Annotated in this window: 16 protein-coding genes; 14 read left to right on the plus strand and 2 right to left on the minus strand. The window is 59.5% G+C overall.

Going from position 1 to position 18,834, the window contains the following annotated elements; translation table 11 throughout:
- Positions 1–113 precede the first annotated feature (113 nt).
- Genes IM291_RS12135 through IM291_RS12165 form a run of 7 tightly spaced genes read left to right on the plus strand, consistent with a single transcriptional unit; the run spans position 114 to position 6,564 of the window.
- Positions 114–1,064: a branched-chain amino acid ABC transporter permease gene (locus tag IM291_RS12135; protein ID WP_192986981.1), complete on the plus strand. Its 951-nt coding sequence runs from the start codon at positions 114–116 to the stop codon at positions 1,062–1,064.
- Between the two features lie 8 nt (positions 1,065–1,072).
- Complete coding sequence (locus IM291_RS12140) at positions 1,073–2,179, plus strand: branched-chain amino acid ABC transporter permease (RefSeq protein ID WP_192986983.1); 1,107 nt, start codon at positions 1,073–1,075, stop codon at positions 2,177–2,179.
- On the plus strand, positions 2,176–2,943 hold the full coding sequence (locus IM291_RS12145; protein ID WP_063437948.1) for an ABC transporter ATP-binding protein: 768 nt from the start codon (positions 2,176–2,178) through the stop codon (positions 2,941–2,943). Before IM291_RS12140 ends, IM291_RS12145 begins: the two co-directional genes overlap by 4 nt.
- Positions 2,936–3,655 (plus strand): ABC transporter ATP-binding protein, encoded by a 720-nt coding sequence (locus IM291_RS12150; RefSeq protein WP_192986984.1) that lies wholly within the window; start codon positions 2,936–2,938, stop codon positions 3,653–3,655. The genes IM291_RS12145 and IM291_RS12150 overlap by 8 nt, the downstream gene beginning before the upstream one ends.
- A gap of 28 nt (positions 3,656–3,683) precedes the next feature.
- Entirely contained in the window at positions 3,684–4,841 is a 1,158-nt protein-coding gene (locus IM291_RS12155; protein ID WP_041909827.1) for a branched-chain amino acid ABC transporter substrate-binding protein, read from the plus strand.
- Between the two features lie 17 nt (positions 4,842–4,858).
- Positions 4,859–5,341, plus strand: a complete 483-nt coding sequence (locus IM291_RS12160) for an L-2-amino-thiazoline-4-carboxylic acid hydrolase (RefSeq protein ID WP_048999756.1) — start codon at positions 4,859–4,861, stop codon at positions 5,339–5,341.
- A complete protein-coding gene (locus IM291_RS12165) occupies positions 5,338–6,564 on the plus strand; it encodes a Zn-dependent hydrolase (RefSeq protein ID WP_192971123.1) in 1,227 nt (408 codons plus the stop codon). The genes IM291_RS12160 and IM291_RS12165 overlap by 4 nt, the downstream gene beginning before the upstream one ends.
- 66 nt (positions 6,565–6,630) lie before the next feature.
- Here IM291_RS12165 and IM291_RS12170 read toward each other — a convergent pair whose 3' ends face one another.
- Positions 6,631–8,118 (minus strand): MFS transporter, encoded by a 1,488-nt coding sequence (locus IM291_RS12170; protein ID WP_192986986.1) that lies wholly within the window; start codon positions 8,116–8,118, stop codon positions 6,631–6,633.
- A 117-nt stretch (positions 8,119–8,235) separates the two neighbouring features.
- Between IM291_RS12170 and IM291_RS12175 the strand changes: the two genes are divergently transcribed.
- From IM291_RS12175 to narI, 6 genes are all read left to right on the plus strand, one after another.
- The gene (locus IM291_RS12175) at positions 8,236–8,811 is read left to right on the plus strand and encodes a TetR family transcriptional regulator (protein WP_059357609.1); all 576 of its coding nucleotides are present in this window, start codon (positions 8,236–8,238) and stop codon (positions 8,809–8,811) included.
- Positions 8,812–9,020: 209 nt separating this feature from the next.
- Complete coding sequence (locus tag IM291_RS12180; protein WP_192986988.1) at positions 9,021–10,406, plus strand: NarK family nitrate/nitrite MFS transporter; 1,386 nt, start codon at positions 9,021–9,023, stop codon at positions 10,404–10,406.
- Between the two features lie 67 nt (positions 10,407–10,473).
- Entirely contained in the window at positions 10,474–14,214 is a 3,741-nt protein-coding gene (locus tag IM291_RS12185; protein ID WP_192986990.1) for a nitrate reductase subunit alpha, read from the plus strand.
- Complete coding sequence (gene narH / locus IM291_RS12190) at positions 14,211–15,755, plus strand: nitrate reductase subunit beta (protein WP_008501747.1); 1,545 nt, start codon at positions 14,211–14,213, stop codon at positions 15,753–15,755. Before IM291_RS12185 ends, narH begins: the two co-directional genes overlap by 4 nt.
- Positions 15,755–16,450 carry a nitrate reductase molybdenum cofactor assembly chaperone gene (narW, locus tag IM291_RS12195; protein WP_048999890.1) on the plus strand — a complete coding sequence of 232 codons (696 nt, stop codon included), beginning with the start codon at positions 15,755–15,757 and terminating at the stop codon, positions 16,448–16,450. The genes narH and narW overlap by 1 nt, the downstream gene beginning before the upstream one ends.
- On the plus strand, positions 16,447–17,127 hold the full coding sequence (narI, locus tag IM291_RS12200) for a respiratory nitrate reductase subunit gamma (RefSeq protein ID WP_022648214.1): 681 nt from the start codon (positions 16,447–16,449) through the stop codon (positions 17,125–17,127). Before narW ends, narI begins: the two co-directional genes overlap by 4 nt.
- Positions 17,128–17,191: 64 nt before the next feature.
- Here the strand turns inward: narI and nhoA are convergent, their stop codons facing one another.
- On the minus strand, positions 17,192–18,037 hold the full coding sequence (gene nhoA, locus IM291_RS12205; protein ID WP_192986992.1) for an N-hydroxyarylamine O-acetyltransferase: 846 nt from the start codon (positions 18,035–18,037) through the stop codon (positions 17,192–17,194).
- A 108-nt stretch (positions 18,038–18,145) separates the two neighbouring features.
- On the opposite strand from nhoA, the gene IM291_RS12210 reads away from it, so the two are divergent.
- Positions 18,146–18,718: a flavin reductase family protein gene (locus IM291_RS12210; RefSeq protein WP_192986994.1), complete on the plus strand. Its 573-nt coding sequence runs from the start codon at positions 18,146–18,148 to the stop codon at positions 18,716–18,718.
- Positions 18,719–18,834 lie beyond the last annotated feature (116 nt).

Genomic DNA, 18,834 nt, shown 5'->3' on the forward strand with positions numbered 1-18,834 from the left:
TCATAAACATAAGACAATATTTATTTATCATAAGAAATAATAGATGCGTATTTTACAATTTAATTCATTTATTGGATGGTAGCCGCAGAACGAGCACTTTGCGGGTACAGACGTTGGATACACTCATACAACAACTGATCAACGGTGTGATGCTGGGAAGCATCTACGCGCTGATCGCGCTGGGCTATACCATGGTGTATGGCATTTTGCGCATTATTAACTTTGCCCACGGCGATATTCTGATGGTCGGCGCGCTCACCACGCTCTCCGCCATTAACGCCCTGAATAGCACCTTCCCGCATATGCCGCTGCTCTTGCAGCTCGGCGTTGCCCTGATGAGTGCCATGGCCGTTTGCGCCCTGCTGGCCATGGCCGTGGAGCGCTTTGCCTACCGTCGACTGCGCAATGCTCCGCGCCTGGCGCCGCTGATCTCGGGTATCGGCGTCTCCGTCCTGCTGCAAACCGTAGCGATGATTATCTGGACGCGCAACCCGCTGATGTTTCCGCAGATCCTGCCCATGGATCCGATTACCGTGACGTCAGGAAGTGAAATGCACCCTCCCGCCATCGTGACCGTTACCGGTATTGTCACCGTGGCGCTGGCGCTGGCGGTGATGACCGGGCTGTGGCTGCTGGTGGAATACACCCGTCTGGGGCGCGGCATGCGCGCCGTGGCGGAAAATCCGCGCGTGGCCACGCTGATGGGGGTTAACCCAAACGCCATTATCACCCTGACGTTTGCGATTGGCGGGGCGTTTGCCGCGCTGGCAGGCGTAATGATGGCAAGCAACTACGGTAACGCCAGCTTCTCGATGGGCTTTTTACCCGGGATCAAGGCCTTTACCGCCGCAGTGCTTGGGGGCATTGGTAACATTCGGGGTGCCATGATTGGCGGCATCCTGCTCGGCATTATCGAAGCGCTGGGCGCAGGCTACCTGGGTGAACTGACCCACGGTGTATTTGGCAGCAACTATCAGGATGTCTTTGCCTTTATGGTGCTGATCCTGGTGCTGGTCTTCCGTCCGGCTGGCCTGCTGGGCGAGCGCGTAGCGCACAGGGCGTAAGGAATACCATGACAACACTTCAACTCCAGGCCCCGGCGGCGACGCGCAAATTCTGGTCAGGTATGAGCCTGTTCTGCCTCGCGCTGCTGATAGCGCCCGTGGTGGCCACGCAGCTCGGCGGCAACTACTGGGTGCGCGTTATCGACTTCGCCCTGCTCTACATCATGCTGGCGCTCGGGCTTAACATTGTGGTCGGCTATACCGGCCTGCTGGACATGGGCTTTATCGCCTTTTACGCCGTCGGCGCCTACCTCGCGGCACTGATGGCCTCCCCACACCTGCTGGAGGTGTTTCCGATCCTCAGCGTCTGGTTCCCGGACGGGCTGCACACCTCGTATCTGCTTATTATTCCGCTGGCGGCCCTCGTGGCGGCAGTCTGCGGGATTTTACTCGGTGCGCCTACGCTGAAGCTGCGCGGGGACTACCTGGCGATAGTGACCCTCGGCTTTGGCGAAATTATCCGCATCCTGATGCGCAACCTCGACCGTCCGGTAAACATCACCAACGGCGCAAAGGGCATTACCGGGGTGGATACGCTGAACCTGTTCGGCCTGAAGTTTAGCGGCGTCTACCACTGGTTTGGTTTCAAAGTGCCCGCCCTGTGGCTGTGGTACTACCTGCTGATGCTGGTGATTGTAGCGATTATTTTTGTCTGCCTGCGCCTGCAGCATTCCCGTATTGGCCGCGCCTGGCACGCCATCCGCGAGGATGAAGACGTGGCCCGCGCGATGGGCATCAACGTGCGAAACTATAAGCTGCTCGCCTTTGCGATGGGCGCCTCCTTTGGCGGCATAGCAGGTGCGCTGTTCGGCGCGTTTCAGGGCTTTGTCTCCCCGGAATCCTTCACCTTACAGGAATCGATTGCCGTACTGGCGATGGTGGTGCTGGGCGGTATGGGGCACATACCGGGCGTGATCCTGGGCGCGGTACTGCTTACCGCCCTGCCGGAACTGCTGCGCAGCCAGGCAGCGCCGGTTCAGCAGGCGCTGTTCGGTACGGTACTGATTGACCCGGAAGTGCTGCGCCAGCTGTTTTACGGTCTGGCACTGGTGCTGGTCATGCTGCTGCGCCCGTCAGGCCTCTGGCCGGTACGCCACAAGGGGGTGAAGGCATGAGCCTGTTAACCGTACGCAACATGTCAAAACGCTTCGGCGGGCTGACTGCCGTAGATGACGTTTCGATTACCGTGAACAGAGGGGAAATCTACGGGCTGATTGGCCCCAACGGCGCGGGAAAAACCACCTGCTTTAACCTGATCACCGGGCTTTATCCGGCGGACAGCGGTGAGTTTTCGATTGCCGATAAGCCCTACTTCCCAAAGCACATAGAGAAAGTCACCGCCGCCGGGATTGCCCGCACCTTCCAGAACGTGCGCCTCTTCAACGAGATGTCGGTGCTGGAAAACGTGATGGTGGGCCGCCACGTGCGCACCCGTAACGGCCTGTGGGCCGCGCTGAGCCGCCATAAACGCGCCCGCGACGAAGAGAAGCAGACCCGCGAGCTGGCCTGGCACTGGCTGGACTATACCGGCATTGCACAGTTCGCCCACTATCGCGCCTGCGATTTGGCCTATGGTCATCAGCGTCGCCTCGAAATCGCCCGCGCGCTGGCGACGGATCCGCTGCTGCTGGCGCTGGACGAGCCCGCCGCCGGAATGAACGCGGCGGAAAAAGTGGCGCTCGGCGAGCTGCTCATCCGCATCCGCGATGACGGCAAAACCCTGCTGATGATTGAACATGACGTCAAGCTGGTGATGGGCATCTGCGATCGCCTGACGGTGCTTGATTACGGTAAAACGCTCGCCAGCGGTACGCCGGAAAGCGTGCGGCGCGACCCGGCAGTGATCGCCGCCTGGCTTGGAGGTAACGCCCATGTCTGAATTACTGAAGGTAGAACGTCTGGACGTGCATTACGGCGGCATTCAGGCCGTACGCGATGTCTCCTTTACCCTGCACGAGGGCGAACAGGCTACGCTGATCGGCGCTAACGGCGCGGGGAAAAGCTCCACCGTGCGCGCCATTACCGGGCTGGAAAGCTTTAGCGGCAGTATTGAATTCAACGGTAAGCCGGTCCGCAAACAGAGCCCGGAGACCCTGCTTCGCGACGGACTGGTCATGGTCCCGGAGGGCCGCGGGATCTTCTCCCGCATGACGGTACTGGAAAACCTGCAGATGGGCGCCTGGCTAAGACGTGACGCTGTCACCATTAAGCGCGAGATGAACGAGATTTTCGAACGCTTCCCGCGTCTGGGCGAGCGCCAGCACCAGCTTGCCGGGCTGCTGTCCGGCGGCGAGCAACAGCTGCTGGCCCTTAACCGCGCCCTCCTCAGCCGCCCGCGCCTGCTGATCCTCGACGAGCCGTCGATGGGCCTTGCCCCGAAGATGGTCGAGAACATATTTGCCGTTATTGCCGGGCTGCGCGAGCGCGGCGTCGCCCTGCTGCTTATCGAACAAAACGCCCGGCTCGCGCTGGAAGTGACCGACAGCGCATGGGTGATGGACAGCGGCAGCATTGTTCATCATGGCGAATCGACAGCGCTGCTTAACGACGACCAGATTGCACACATTTATTTGGGCGAAATGCCCGTTTAACCACACCAGCCAACATCAGGGAAATACAATGAAAACAGTAAAAATCAGTGCGCTCAGCGCCGCTATTCTGCTCGGCGGTCTTGCCTCAACGTCCTCGTGGGCCGCCGACGGCGAAACCGTGGTGATCGGTCTGGCAGGCCCGCTCACCGGCCCGTCCGCCCGTATCGGGAAAGATCTGGAGAACGGCGCGCAGCTGGCTATTGACGACATTAACAAGCAGCATCCGACCATCGGCGGCAAAGCGGTCACCTTCAAACTGCAGTCCGAAGACGATCAGTCTGACCCGCGCACTGCCGTAGCCGTCGCGCAGCGTCTGGTGGACAGCGATGTGGCGGGCGTGGTCGGCCACTGGAACACCGGCACCAGCATTCCAGCGGCCCGCGTTTATCACGATGCGGGCATCGCCCAGGTGGCACCGGTCGCGACCGGTCACGCCTATACGCAACAAGGTTTTGATACCAGCTTCCGCGTGATGGGACACGACGATGACGGCGGCCAGCTCGCCGGTCAGTACGCGGTTAACACCCTGAAAGCCAAACGCATTGCGGTAATCGACGACCGTACCGCCTTCGGTCAGGGGCTTGCAGACCAGTTTATTAAATCGCTGGAAGCCCAGGGCGTGAAAATTGTCGACCGTCAGTATGTGGATGACAAAACGGTCGATTTCAGCGCCGTGCTGACCGCCATCCGCAGTAAAAACGCCGATCTGATCTTCTTCGGCGGCGTCGACAGCCAGGCCGCACCGCTGGCTCGCCGCATTAAACAGTTGGGCATGAATGCCACGCTGATGGGCGCAGGCGGATTCGTCAGCCAGACGTTCCTGAAGCTGGCGCAGAAAGAAGGCGAAGGCGTTGTGGCGCTGGAGCCGGGCCTGCCCGTTGACCAGATGCCGGGTGGAAAGGCATTCGAACAGGCCTACCAGGCCCGCTACCACACCCATATCGAACTGCACGCCCCGTTCGCCTATGACGCCACCCGCGTGCTGGTTGCGGCGATGGAAAAAGCAGACTCCGTTGAGCCATCAGACTATCTACCCGCCCTGCGCGCCATCAGCTATTCCGGCGTTACCGGACAGATCGCGTTTGATAAAGAGGGCAACCTGAAATCGCCGTCGTTCACGGTCTATAAGGTTGTCGACGGCAAATGGCAGCCGCAGACCGTGCTGGGCGGCGCAAAAGCGAAGTAACGCAGTGAGGCAATGTGATGAGTGATAATAATGAGCTGGGCATTCTCGCCCGCCGCAAAATTGAAGCTGAAATTATTAAGCCAATTTATGAAATCCTGGTGCGCGAGATAGGGAAAGCCCGCGCCCAGGCGGTGATTGGCGAGGCCATTGAGCAGGCCGCGATTGACGCTGGTAAAGGGTTTGCCAGCAAAGAACCCAACGGCGCGAACATCAAGAGCTTTATCGCCCTGCAGTATCTGTGGGAGAAAGATAACGCCCTGGACGTGAAGGTGATCGACGCTGACGACCAGCAGTACAACTACAACGTGACCCGCTGTCGCTACGCGGAGATGTACCACGAGATGGGGCTGGGCGAGATTGGTCACCTGCTCTCCTGCGCGCGCGATGAAAAATTCATCGTTGGCTATGCGCCGGACGTAGAGCTAACCCGCACCACGACCATTATGCAGGGCGGTGCGTGCTGTGATTTCCGCTACCGCAGCGGTAAGGACAAGTCATGATCCGCGTCAACGCCGAACGGCTGTGGTCAACGCTTGAGATGATGGCGCAGATCGGCGGCACGCCCGCCGGTGGCGTCACCCGTCTGGCACTGAGCGAGGAAGATCGTATTGCGCGTAACCTGCTGCGCGACTGGGCGCTGGACGCCGGTTTTACCTGCGACGTCGACAGCATGGGCAATATGTTCATCCGCCGCGCGGGGAAAAACCCGCAGCTTGCGCCGGTCCTGACCGGTTCGCACGTGGATACCCAGCCGCTGGGAGGGAACTACGACGGGGTTTACGGCGTGCTGGCCGGGCTGGAGCTGCTGCGCACCCTCAATGACCATCACCTTGAGACGGAGCGTGACATCGTGCTGGTCAACTGGACCAACGAAGAAGGCGCGCGCTTTGCGCCAGCCATGCTCGCTTCAGGGGTCTGGACGGGGCAATTTAGCGAAGCGTACGCCCATGCCCGCGCGGATAGCGACGGTATCAGCGTGGGTGAAGCGCTGGAAAGCATCGGCTACCGGGGTGAAGCCCCTGCCCGTGCGTTTCCGGTTCACGCCTGCTACGAGCTGCACATCGAACAGGGCCCGATTCTGGAAGACGAAGCCCTGGATATCGGGTTAGTCCGCGCGGCAATGGGCCAGCGCTGGTTTACCCTGACGCTGGACGGGTTTGCCGCCCACGCGGGCACCACGCCGATGCACAGCCGACGCGATGCGCTGACCGCGTTCTCGGAGCTGGCGCTGAAGGTGGAGGAGATTGGCTATCGGCACGCGCCGGACGGACGTGCGACCATCGGTATGGCGCAGGTTACGCCAAACTCGCGCAACGTCGTGCCGTCTCGGGTGGTCTGCAGCGTGGAGTTTCGCCATCCGGCGCTGACGGCATTGGAAGCCATGGAGGCGGCGCTGCATAAGGTGGCTGAAAGCCTGAGCCTGCGCGGCGTGGCGGCTGTCGTTGAGCGCATTTTTGACTACGCGCCCATCGCGTTTGATGCCGAATGTCTGGCCCGCACGGAGAAGGCCGTGGCGGAACTGGGCTACTCGGCGAAACCGATGGTCTCCGGCGCGGGACACGACACCTGCTATGTGAGTAAAATTGCCCCTGCCAGCATGATTTTTATCCCCTGCGTGAAGGGCATCAGCCATAACGAAGCGGAAAGGATCCTGCCAGAGTGGTCGGAGAAAGGGGCGAACGTGCTGTTGCACAGCGTCCTGTCCGCGGCCCAGGAAAAATAAACCGGGTGGCGCGGCTCGGACAACCGCGCCCGTAGGCCCGGTAAGCGCAGCGCCACCGGGCGTGTTTTACGGCTTCGGCACCTTCGCCAGGCTGAACCAGATCCCCACAGCCAGCAAAAGCAGCATTCCGCCCGCACTCCCCAGCGCCACGCTGTGGGAGGTAATAAACGCACTTTTCGCCGCCTCAATCACCGGCTCCGCGAGGGACGGCGTCAGCTCCTGCGCCACCTTCATCGCTTCACCAATGGATGACGAGGCTTTATCGACGAGCGAGGCATTCAGCCCCTGCGGCAGGTCAATGGACGCCGAGAAGCTGCGGGTCAACAGCAGACCAAAAATAGCGATCCCCAGCCCGGCGCCCAGTTCATAGGACATGGTTTCAATCGCCCCTGCGGCAGCGGCTTTCTCCTTCGGCGCGGCAGCCATAATGGCGGAGGTCGAGGCCAGCAGCGCGCTGGCGGCACTGAAGCCGAGCAGCACCATCAGCCCCCACGCCTGCCACTGCTGCGTACTGAAGTCGAGCATCGACAGGCCGATGAAGCTGACGGCGCTGAGCCCCATGCCGCCAGCCGCGACGATGCGTAGCCCTAATCGCCCAACCAGCACGCCCGCGATCGGCCCGCTGAACCCGCTGGCGACCATCAGAGGCAGCATAAACATACCCGCTTCAAACGGCGTAAAGCCGTGGACAAACTGTAGCTCCTGCGCCATCAGCAGCTCAAACCCGACCAGGGCAATCATGGCGGTCATCGCCATTACCACGCCGCTCAGAATGATGCGATGGCAGAACAGGCGCATATCGATCATCGGCACGCGGGCGCGCAGCTGAATACGCACGAAGATAAACAGCAGCACCGAGCCGGTCACCAGCGCGGAGGCAACCAGCCACGGCGACAGGACGCCTTTGAGCGCGGTTTTGGCACTGTAGACCAGCAGCAAAATCGCCACAATCAGCATGATGGCATGACTGATATTCAGCGGCTGCTCCGGTCGGCCCTGCTGACGGGGCACAAAACGCGCGGCCAGCGACACCACTACCAGCACAATCGGCACGTTGATTAAAAACACCGATCCCCAGTAAAAATGCTCGAGCAGCATACCGCCAATCAGCGGACCAAACGCCGCCCCGCCGGAACCCACTGCCGCCCAGACGCCGAGCGCGATGTTGCGATCTTTCGCGTCGGTAAACAGCGTGCGGATCCCCGCAAGCGTAGCCGGAATGATCATTGCCGCACCGATCGCCAGCGAGGCGCGCGCCGCTATCAGCCACCCTGCCGACGGTGCAAACGCGGCCGCCAGGGACGACAGGCCAAACAGCGTGCTGCCGATCATCAGCAAGCGTTTAAAGCCAATGCGGTCACCCAGGGCACCCATCGGCAGCACCATCCCCGCCATCACCAGCGAGTAAATATCAATGATCCACAACAATTCGTTTCCGCTGGCACCCAGCGTCATGCTCAATGTCGGCGCCGCCACGTGCAGCACCGTCGCGTCAATCGCCACCGGGATGTACACCAGCACGATAATTACTAACGCTAACCACTGACGAAACATAAATTTCCTTTTCATTTTAAACATGGACACATGTCCAGAATCCGATCCTACGTAAAGTTGAACAACTGTCCAGCTTTTTGTTACACTCGTTTCGGTCTTATTGAGAGTTGAGAAAAAATGCGCTATTTGAGCAAGGAAGAGCGGCGGGAAGCGATCTTACAGGCTGCGATGCGCGTGGCGCTGGCCGAGGGGCTGGCAGCCATGACGGTACGGCGCATTGCCGCAGAAGCGGGCGTCGCGACCGGGCAGGTCCACCACCACTTTGCCTCCGGCGGCGAGTTAAAATCGCTGGCGTTTGTGCGCGTGATCCGCGAGCTGCTGGATGCCGACGTGGTGGGTGAAAACGCCGGCTGGCGGGAACGGTTGCACAGCATGCTCGGCAGTGACGACGGTGGGCTTGAACCTTACATTCGTCTTTGGCGGGAAGCCCAAATTCTTGCCAGCCGTGATCCCGAGATCAAAGCGGCTTATGTCCTCACCATGGAGATGTGGCATCAGGAAACCGTGGCGATTATCCGCGCCGGGGCTGATGCCCACGCGTTCACGCTTACCGATCGGGCGGAAAATATCGCCTGGCGTTTAATAGGGCTGGTTTGTGGCCTGGATGGGATCACCGTATTAAATATGCCTGAAATGGACGATGCGGCATTTAATAAACATCTCGACAAACTTATCACGCTGGAATTGTTTTAATACTCCTTCCGGAGTATAAATTACGCAAAATGTTACAATTAGTAACACATTAAGCGAGCCCTTATTTTCATTCTAATCTCGGGGGTTCGCTTTTTTATCTATCCTTTCAGATGTATCCCAAAGCATCCCAAAAAACCAATAACACTTCTTTAATCATCTTTTTGTTTTTACTTCATTTTTCTCTCAAACATGGTAAGCAAGAGGGCGATATGTCGCAACAAAGTGATAAAAGTAATCCCCATCTGTTGAGTAACTGGAAACCTGAAAACGCGCAATTTTGGGAGAATAAAGGAAAACATATTGCACGAAGAAACCTATGGATTTCTGTAGCTTGCCTGCTATTAGCGTTTTGCGTGTGGATGTTATTTAGCGCCGTTGCGGTCAATCTGAATAAAGTCGGATTTAATTTCACCACCGATCAGCTTTTTATGCTAACGGCATTACCTTCACTCTCTGGCGCGATATTGCGCGTCCCCTACTCGTTTATGGTGCCAATATTTGGCGGACGCTACTGGACGGTATTGAGCACCGTTATCCTGATTATCCCCTGCGTCTGGCTGGGGATAGCCATTCAGAACACCGCGACACCTTACTGGGTCTTTATCGTGATTGCCCTGCTCTGCGGTTTTGCCGGGGCCAACTTTGCCTCCAGCATGGGTAACATCAGCTTCTTCTTCCCAAAGGCCAGACAGGGCAGCGCGCTGGGCATCAACGGCGGGCTGGGAAATCTGGGCGTCAGCGTGATGCAGCTGTTTGCTCCGCTGGTGATTTTCCTGCCAATGTTTACCTTCCTCGGCGTGCACGGCGTACCGCAGGAAGACGGCTCAACGATGTGGCTGGCCAATGCGGCCTGGGTCTGGGCGCCGCTGCTGCTGCTGGCAACCCTTGCGGCGTTTTTTGGCATGAACGATATCGCCAGCTCTAAAGCCTCTATCGCCAGCCAGCTGCCGGTACTGAAGCGCTTTCACCTCTGGCTGCTGAGCCTGCTCTATCTGGCGACCTTCGGCTCGTTTATCGGCTTCTCGGCGGGCTTTGCCATGCTGTCGAAAACCCAGTTTCCGGACGTGAACATCCTGCACCTCGCTTTCTTTGGCCCCCTGATCGGCGCGCTGGCGCGTTCGGCGGGCGGGATGGTCTCTGACAGGCTGGGCGGCGTGCGCGTCACGCTGATTAACTTCGTCTTTATGGCTATCTTCAGCGCCCTGATCTTCCTGACGCTCCCCGGCTCTGGCTCCGGCAGCTTTATCGCCTTCTACCTGGTCTTTATGGGCCTGTTCCTCACCGCCGGGCTGGGCAGCGGTTCGACCTTCCAGATGATCGCGATTATCTTTCGCCAAATCACCCTTGACCGCGTCAAAAAGCAGGGCGGCACGGATGATCAGGCGCAGCATGAAGCGGTGACGGAGACCGCCGCCGCGCTGGGCTTTATCTCCGCCATCGGTGCCGTTGGCGGGTTCTTTATCCCTAAGGCGTTCGGCACATCGCTGGCAATGACCGGTTCGCCGGTTGGGGCTATGAAGGTCTTCCTCGTGTTTTACATCGTCTGCGTGTTGGTCACCTGGCTGGTGTATGGCCGTAAATCCTCAAAAAAATAAAAACTACATCTTCGCCGGAGCGTGATGCATCGCACTCCGGCCATGCTATCGAAGCAGGAGAAATGTCATGAGCAAACTGCTGGACCGCTTCCGTTACTTCAAAACAAAAGGCGACAGTTTCGCCGATGGGCACGGGCAGGTGTATCACACCAACCGCGACTGGGAGGACAGCTACCGCCAGCGCTGGCAGTTCGACAAGATTGTGCGATCCACCCACGGGGTAAACTGTACCGGCTCCTGTAGCTGGAAGATTTATGTCAAAAACGGCCTGGTGACCTGGGAAACCCAGCAGACCGACTACCCCCGCACCCGCCCTGACCTGCCCAATCACGAGCCGCGCGGCTGCCCGCGAGGCGCAAGCTACTCCTGGTACCTCTACAGCGCCAACCGCCTTAAGTACCCGCTGGTGCGCCGCAGGCTGATTGAACTCTGGCGCGAGGCGCTGGCGCAGCATACCGATCCGGTTCTGGCCTGGGATGCCATCCAGAACGATCCGCAAAAGGCGCAAAGCTACAGGAAGGCGCGTGGTAAAGGCGGGTTTATCCGCTCAAACTGGAAAGAGCTGAACCAGCTGATCGCCGCCGCTAACGTCTGGACCATCAAAAACTACGGCCCGGACCGCGTGGCCGGTTTTTCGCCTATTCCGGCGATGTCGATGGTCTCCTACGCCGCCGGAACGCGCTATCTCTCCCTGCTGGGTGGCACCTGCCTGAGCTTCTACGACTGGTACTGCGACCTGCCGCCGGCGTCGCCGATGACCTGGGGAGAGCAGACCGACGTGCCGGAGTCCGCCGACTGGTACAACTCCAGCTATATCATTGCCTGGGGCTCGAACGTGCCGCAGACGCGTACTCCGGACGCCCACTTCTTTACCGAGGTGCGCTACAAAGGCACCAAGACCGTTGCGATTACGCCGGACTTCTCGGAGGTCGCCAAGCTCAGCGACCAGTGGCTGGCCCCCAAACAGGGCACCGACAGCGCTCTCGCCATGGCGATGGGCCACGTCATCCTCAAAGAGTTCCACCTCGATAACCCGAGCGATTACTTCCTTAACTACTGCCGCCGCTACACCGACATGCCGATGCTCGTACTGCTGGACGAGCAGGTTGACGGTCGCGTGGTGCCTGGGCGTATGCTGCGCGCCTCGGACCTTGTCGACGGGCTGGGGGAAGCCAATAACCCAGAGTGGAAGACCGTCGCCTTCGATATTGCCGGTAACCTGGTGGTGCCAAACGGCTCGATCGGCTTCCGCTGGGGGGAAAAAGGCAAATGGAACCTGGAGCCTCAGGCTGCGGGCCATGAAACAGAACTCACACTCTCTCTGCTGATTACCCACGACAGCGTGGCGGACGTCGCCTTCCCCTACTTTGGCGGCAACGAAAACCCGCATTTTCGCAGCGTGAAGCAGGAGCCGGTGCTGACGCGCCGCGTGCCGAGCAAAACCCTGACGCTCGCCGACGGCAGCCAGAAACGAGTGGTCAGCGTTTACGATCTGGTGCTGGCTAACTACGGTCTCGATCGCGGCCTGGAGGACAGTAACGCCGCAGACAGCTATGACCAGATCAAAGCCTACACGCCCGCCTGGGGCGAGCAGATCACCGGCGTGCCCGCGTACCTGATCGAAAAAATTGCCCGCGAGTTCGCCGACACGGCGCACAAAACGCACGGTCGCTCGATGATCATTCTGGGTGCCGGGGTGAACCACTGGTACCACATGGACATGAACTACCGCGGGATGATCAATATGCTGGTCCTCTGCGGCTGCATCGGGCAGAGCGGCGGCGGCTGGTCCCACTATGTCGGTCAGGAGAAGCTGCGCCCGCAAACCGGCTGGCTGCCGCTGGCCTTCGCGCTGGACTGGAACCGCCCGCCGCGCCAGATGAACAGCACCTCGTTCTTCTACAACCACGCCAGCCAGTGGCGCTACGAGAAGCTCACCGCGCAGGAGCTGCTCTCCCCGCTGGCGGACGCGTCGAAGTTCACCGGACATCTGATCGACTTTAACGTTCGCGCCGAGCGCATGGGCTGGCTGCCGTCGGCCCCGCAGCTCAACCTCAACCCGCTGCATGTCAAGGCGCGTGCGGACGCGGCCGGCATGACGCCGCAGGAGTACACCGTTCAGGCGTTGAAATCGGGCGATATCCGCTTCGCCTGCGAACAGCCGGACAACGGCAAGAACCACCCGCGCAACCTGTTCGTCTGGCGCTCTAACCTGCTCGGCTCGTCCGGGAAAGGCCACGAGTACATGCTGAAATACCTGCTCGGCACCGAGAGCGGCATTCAGGGGGAAGATTTAGGCTCAACGGACGACGTGAAGCCTGAAGAGGTGGAGTGGCAAACCGCCGCCATCGAGGGCAAACTCGACCTGCTGGTGACGCTTGATTTCCGCATGTCCAGCACCTGCCTGTTCTCCGATATCGTCCTGCCGACCGCCACCTGGTATGAAAAGGACGACATGAATACCTCGGACATGCACCCGTTTATTCATCCGCTTTCCGCCGCCGTTGACCCGGCGTGGGAATCGCGCAGCGACTGGGAGATCTACAAAGGCATCGCCAAAGTCTTCTCCGAGGTGTGCGTTGGCCATCTGGGCACAGAAACCGACGTGGTGCTCCAGCCGCTGCAGCATGACTCCCCGGCGGAGCTGTCGCAGCCGTTTGATATTCAGGACTGGCGCAAAGGGGAATGTGACCTGATCCCCGGTAAAACGGCGCCGAACATTGCCGTGGTGGAGCGTAACTACCCGGAAACTTACGAACGCTTCACCGCGCTCGGCCCGCTGATGGACAAGCTCGGCAACGGCGGGAAAGGCATTTCGTGGAATACGCAGAACGAGGTCGATTTCCTCGGCAAGCTGAACTACGTCAAGCTCGACGGCCCGGCGAAAGGCCGCCCGCGCATTGAAACCGCCATTGACGCCTCGGAGGTGATCCTCGCCCTCGCCCCGGAAACCAACGGACAGGTGGCGGTGAAGGCCTGGGAAGCGCTCGGGGAACTGACCGGGCGCGACCACACCCATCTGGCGCTGAACAAGGAAGACGAGAAAATCCGCTTCCGCGACATTCAGGCGCAGCCGCGCAAAATCATCTCCAGCCCGACGTGGTCCGGCCTTGAGAGCGAGCACGTCTCCTATAACGCGGGCTATACCAACGTCCACGAGCTGATCCCGTGGCGCACCCTTTCGGGCCGCCAGCAGCTGTATCAGGATCATCCATGGATGCGCGCCTTCGGGGAGAGCCTGGTGGCCTATCGCCCACCGATTGATACCCGCAGCGTGACCCACATGCGCGAGATCCCGCCGAACGGCTTCCCGGAAAAAGCGCTGAACTTCCTGACGCCGCACCAGAAATGGGGCATCCACTCCACCTACAGCGAAAACCTGCTGATGCAGACCCTGTCGCGCGGTGGGCCCATCGTCTGGATCAGCGAAACCGACGCGCGCGAGCTGGGCATAGAGGACAACGACTGGATCGAAGCCTTCAACGCCAACGGCGCCCTCACCGCCCGCGCGGTGGTCAGCCAGCGCGTGCCGCCAGGCATGACCATGATGTACCACGCCCAGGAGCGCATCCTGAACATTCCGGGGTCAGAAGTGACCGGACGGCGCGGCGGGATCCACAACTCGGTCACCCGCGTCTGCCCAAAACCGACACACATGATCGGCGGCTATGCCCAGCTGGCGTACAGCTTCAACTATTACGGCACCGTCGGCTCGAACCGCGACGAGTTCATCATGATCCGCAAAATGAAAAACATTAACTGGCTGGATGGCGAAGGTCGGGATCAGGTACAGGAGGCGAAAAAATGAAAATACGCTCACAGGTTGGCATGGTTCTGAATCTCGATAAATGCATCGGCTGCCACACCTGCTCGGTCACCTGCAAGAACGTCTGGACCGGGCGCGAAGGGATGGAGTATGCGTGGTTTAACAATGTGGAGACCAAACCGGGAATTGGCTACCCGAAAAACTGGGAAGATCAGGAGGAGTGGCAAGGCGGCTGGATCCGCGGCATACATGGCAAGCTGACGCCGCGCCTCGGCGGCAAAATGGGCGTGCTGTCGAAGATTTTCGCCAACCCCGTCCTGCCACAGATTGACGATTATTACGAACCCTTCACCTTTGACTATCAGGATCTGCACCGCGCGCCGGAGGGGGATCACCTCCCTACCGCGCGCCCCCGCTCGCTGATCGACGGTAAGCGGATGGACAAAATCGTCTGGGGGCCAAACTGGGAAGAGCTGCTGGGCGGCGAGTTCGAAAAGCGCGCCCGCGACCGCAACTTCCAGAAGATCCAGAAGGAGATGTACGGCCAGTTTGAAAACACCTTCATGATGTATCTGCCGCGCCTGTGCGAGCACTGCCTGAACCCGAGCTGCGTGGCCACCTGCCCGAGCGGCGCGATTTACAAGCGCGAAGAGGACGGCATTGTGCTGATCGACCAGGATAAATGTCGCGGCTGGCGCCTGTGCATCAGCGGCTGTCCATACAAGAAAATCTACTTCAACTGGAAAAGCGGCAAGTCAGAAAAATGCATCTTCTGCTACCCGCGCATTGAGTCCGGCCAGCCGACTGTCTGCTCGGAAACCTGCGTCGGGCGCATCCGTTATCTCGGCGTGCTGCTGTACGACGCGGACCGTATTGAAGAGGCCGCCAGCACCGAGCATGAAACCGATCTGTACGAGCGCCAGTGCGACGTGTTCCTCAACCCGAACGATCCGGCGGTGATTGAGGAAGCGCTGAAGCAGGGCATCCCGCAGAACGTCATCGACGCCGCGCAACGTTCGCCGGTCTACAAGATGGCGATGGACTGGAAGCTGGCCCTGCCGCTGCATCCGGAATACCGCACCCTGCCGATGGTCTGGTACGTGCCGCCGCTGTCGCCGATTCAGTCCTACGCGGATGCGGGCGGCCTGCCGCAGAGTGACGGCGTCCTGCCTGCCGTGGAAAGCCTGCGCATTCCAGTGCAGTACCTGGCAAACATGCTCAGCGCGGGCGATACCGGCCCGGTGCTGCGCGCCCTGAAGCGCATGATGGCGATGCGTCACTATAAACGCTCCCAGACTGTGGAAGGCGTGACCGATACCCGCGCCATTGAGGAAGTGGGCCTGACCGAAGCGCAGGTTGAGGAGATGTACCGCTATCTCGCCATCGCTAACTACGAAGACCGCTTCGTGATCCCGACCAGCCACCGCGAAATGGCGCGCGACGCCTTCCCGGAGAAAAACGGCTGCGGCTTCACCTTTGGCGACGGCTGCCACGGCTCCGACACCAAATTCAACCTCTTCAACAGCAGCCGCATCGACGCGATTAACATCACCGAGGTGCGCGAACACGGGGAGGGAGAATAATGCAGATCCTTAAAATCATCGCGCTGCTGATTGAGTATCCCGATGAGCTGCTGTGGGAAAACCGCGATGAGGCGCTTTCCCTGGTTGAGCAGGACGCGCCCATGCTGCTGCCGTTTGCGCAGCAGCACCTGAGCGCCCCGCTGCTGGATAAGCAGGCCGAATGGTGCGAAGTGTTTGAACGCGGGCGCGCAACGTCCCTGCTGCTGTTCGAGCACGTTCACGCCGAGTCCCGCGATCGCGGTCAGGCGATGGTCGACCTGATGAGCCAGTATGAGAAAGCCGGGCTGGAGCTGGACTGTCGCGAGCTGCCCGACTATCTGCCGCTCTACCTGGAATACCTCAGCCTCGTCACCGACGACGAGGCGCGTGAAGGATTGCAAAATGTCGCGCCGATCCTGGCGCTGATTGGTGGTCGCCTCAAGCAACGCGGCGTGGCGCATTACCAGCTGTTTGACGCCCTGCTGACGATGGCCGGTACGCGGCTTTCCAGCGACAGCGTGGCGAAGCAGGTGTCCGGTGAAAAACGGGATGATACCCGTCAGGCGCTGGACGCCGTGTGGGAAGAGGAACAGGTGAAGTTTATCGAAGACAACGCCACATCGTGCGACAGTTCGCCGATGCAGCAATATCAACGACGCTTTAGCCAGGACGTCGCGCCGCAGTACGTGGACGTCAGCGCCGGAGGCCCAAAATGACGCACTACCTGAACGTGTTTTTCTATGATATTTACCCGTATATCTGTGCTACCGTTTTTTTCCTCGGCAGCTGGCTGCGCTACGACTACGGGCAATACACCTGGCGGGCCTCATCGAGCCAGATGCTCAGCAAGCGCGGGATGAACTGGGCCTCTAACCTGTTTCATATCGGGATTCTGGGGATCTTCTTCGGCCACCTGTTCGGCATGTTAACCCCGCACTGGATGTACGCCTGGTTTTTACCCGTCGCGGTTAAACAGCAGCTGGCCATGATTGCGGGAGGCATTTGCGGCGTACTGACGCTGATTGGTGGGTCAATGCTGCTGATCCGCCGCCTCTTCAACCAGCGGGTACGCGCCACGTCCACCACGCCGGATATTATCATCATGAGTATCCTGCTGCTTCAGTGCATCCTGGGGCTGTCGACCATTCCTTTCTCCGCGCAATATCCTGACGGAAGCGAGATGATGAAGCTGGTCGGCTGGGCGCAGGGGATCGTAACGTTTAAGGGGGGCTCGTCGGAGATGTTGAGCGGCGTCGCGCCGATCTTCCGCGTGCATCTGGTGCTGGGGATGACGATCTTCCTCATCTTCCCGTTCACCCGTCTGGTACACGTGTGGAGCGCGCCGTTTGAATATTTTACCCGTCGGTATCAGGTGGTGAGATCGCGCCGTTGATTTTGTCAGGTGCGGCTACGCCTTACCCGACCTACGGGCCCGGTATGGCGAAGCCGCCACCGGGCTATTTCCCCGCCTGCGGATGCGTCTCAAACCCTGCCATCACTGCCGTCAGCTCGGCCAGTGTAAAGCCGTGCTTCGGATCATCAACGCCAAGGCCAAACCGCTCCTGCATCAGCTTATACAGCGCCTCCGCATCCGGCAAATGGATCTGCTCCTCCACGTGACCGTTCTGCCAGTGGGTAAAGTTGAAGTTAGTCAGCGTCAGCTTGCCGCCGTCCGGCAGGTGGCGACACATCAGCAGATGATGACGAAAATGGGACTGCGGCCAGTGCGCCGACCAGAAGTTCCCCATCACGTAATCGCTGAAATACTGCGTCGTCAGGTCAAAATGGTACATCGACTGCCAGTGCTCGTGGTGACGGAACTGCAGCACCCAGTCGTTGCCTTCGCTCAGCAGTCGGTACATACCGTGCGGCGTCCCCTGCTCCTCGTTGGCGAGCAGGCGAATCGGCGCCGTCAGCGTCTGTCCACCAAACCCCACGTCGGCAATCCAGCGCTCGCCGTTCAGCTCAACCAGCAGCAGGCGGTGCGTGCGCGGCGGCATCTGCGACGGATTTGCCAGTACGACCCGCCCCAGCACGCTGCGCACGTTAAACCCGACTTCACGCAACACGCGTTCGAAAAGGCCGTTTTGCTCAAAGCAATATCCTCCGCGTCGCGCCGTCACCAGCTTGTCGACCAGACATTGATCGTCAAGATGGATTTCGCGCGGCAGGACGACATCAATATTTTCGAACGGGATCGCACAATTGTGGTGTAAATGCAGCGCGCGCAGGGTGTCTATATCAACCCTTGTCGGTTGCGCCCACCCAATGCGGGCAAAATAGTCAGTCAGAAAGGGGGACATACATCATTTTCCTTTGATTGTGATGTTCTGTTTATAAACTAATTTTACGCACTCACTTTGATTTACGTGCTTTTTCGTCATACTCATCGTTACAGATGAGGAGATCCTATGAGCCACTTTCGCCCTGTTGAATTACGTCATGCCAGCCGCCTGTTGAACCACGGCCCTACCGTGCTTATTACCAGTCGGGATGAAAACCTCGACAGACGCAACGTGATGGCCGCCGCGTGGTCCATGCCCGTTGAGTTTGAACCGCCGCGCATCGCGATTGTGGTGGATAAAAGTACCTGGTCACGCGAGCTTATCGAGCGCAGCGGAAAGTTTGGCATCGTCATCCCCGGCGTGGCGGCAGCTAACTGGACATATGCTGTCGGCAGCGTCAGCGGGCGCGACGAGGACAAATTCAACTGCTACGGGATCCCGGTCGTGAACGGCCCTGAGCTCGGGCTGCCGGTGATTGAAGAAAAATGTCTGGCGTGGATGGAGTGCCGATTACTTCCCGTCACCTCTGCGGCAGAGAAATACGACACGCTGTTTGGAGAAGTGGTTTCAGCGGCAGCCGATGAGCGCGCGTTTGTCGCCGGGCGCTGGCAGTTTGACGGGGATAAGTTGAATACGCTGCATCATCTAGGGGCTGGGACGTTTGTGGCGAGCGGGAAGATGGTGAAGGCGCTGGATTGAGATAACCTTCCTCTATGGGCTGAGGCATGCCCAGTAATTTTAAGCAGAAGCAATAAAGTTGCTTTCATGATGGCTGTAGGCTTTCAGCGACGCCCTGGTCCGGCTGTAAATCGCCG

The sequence above is a fragment of the Enterobacter cloacae complex sp. P27C genome (assembly GCF_014895705.1).
GTDB classification, from domain to species: domain Bacteria; phylum Pseudomonadota; class Gammaproteobacteria; order Enterobacterales; family Enterobacteriaceae; genus Enterobacter; species Enterobacter bugandensis.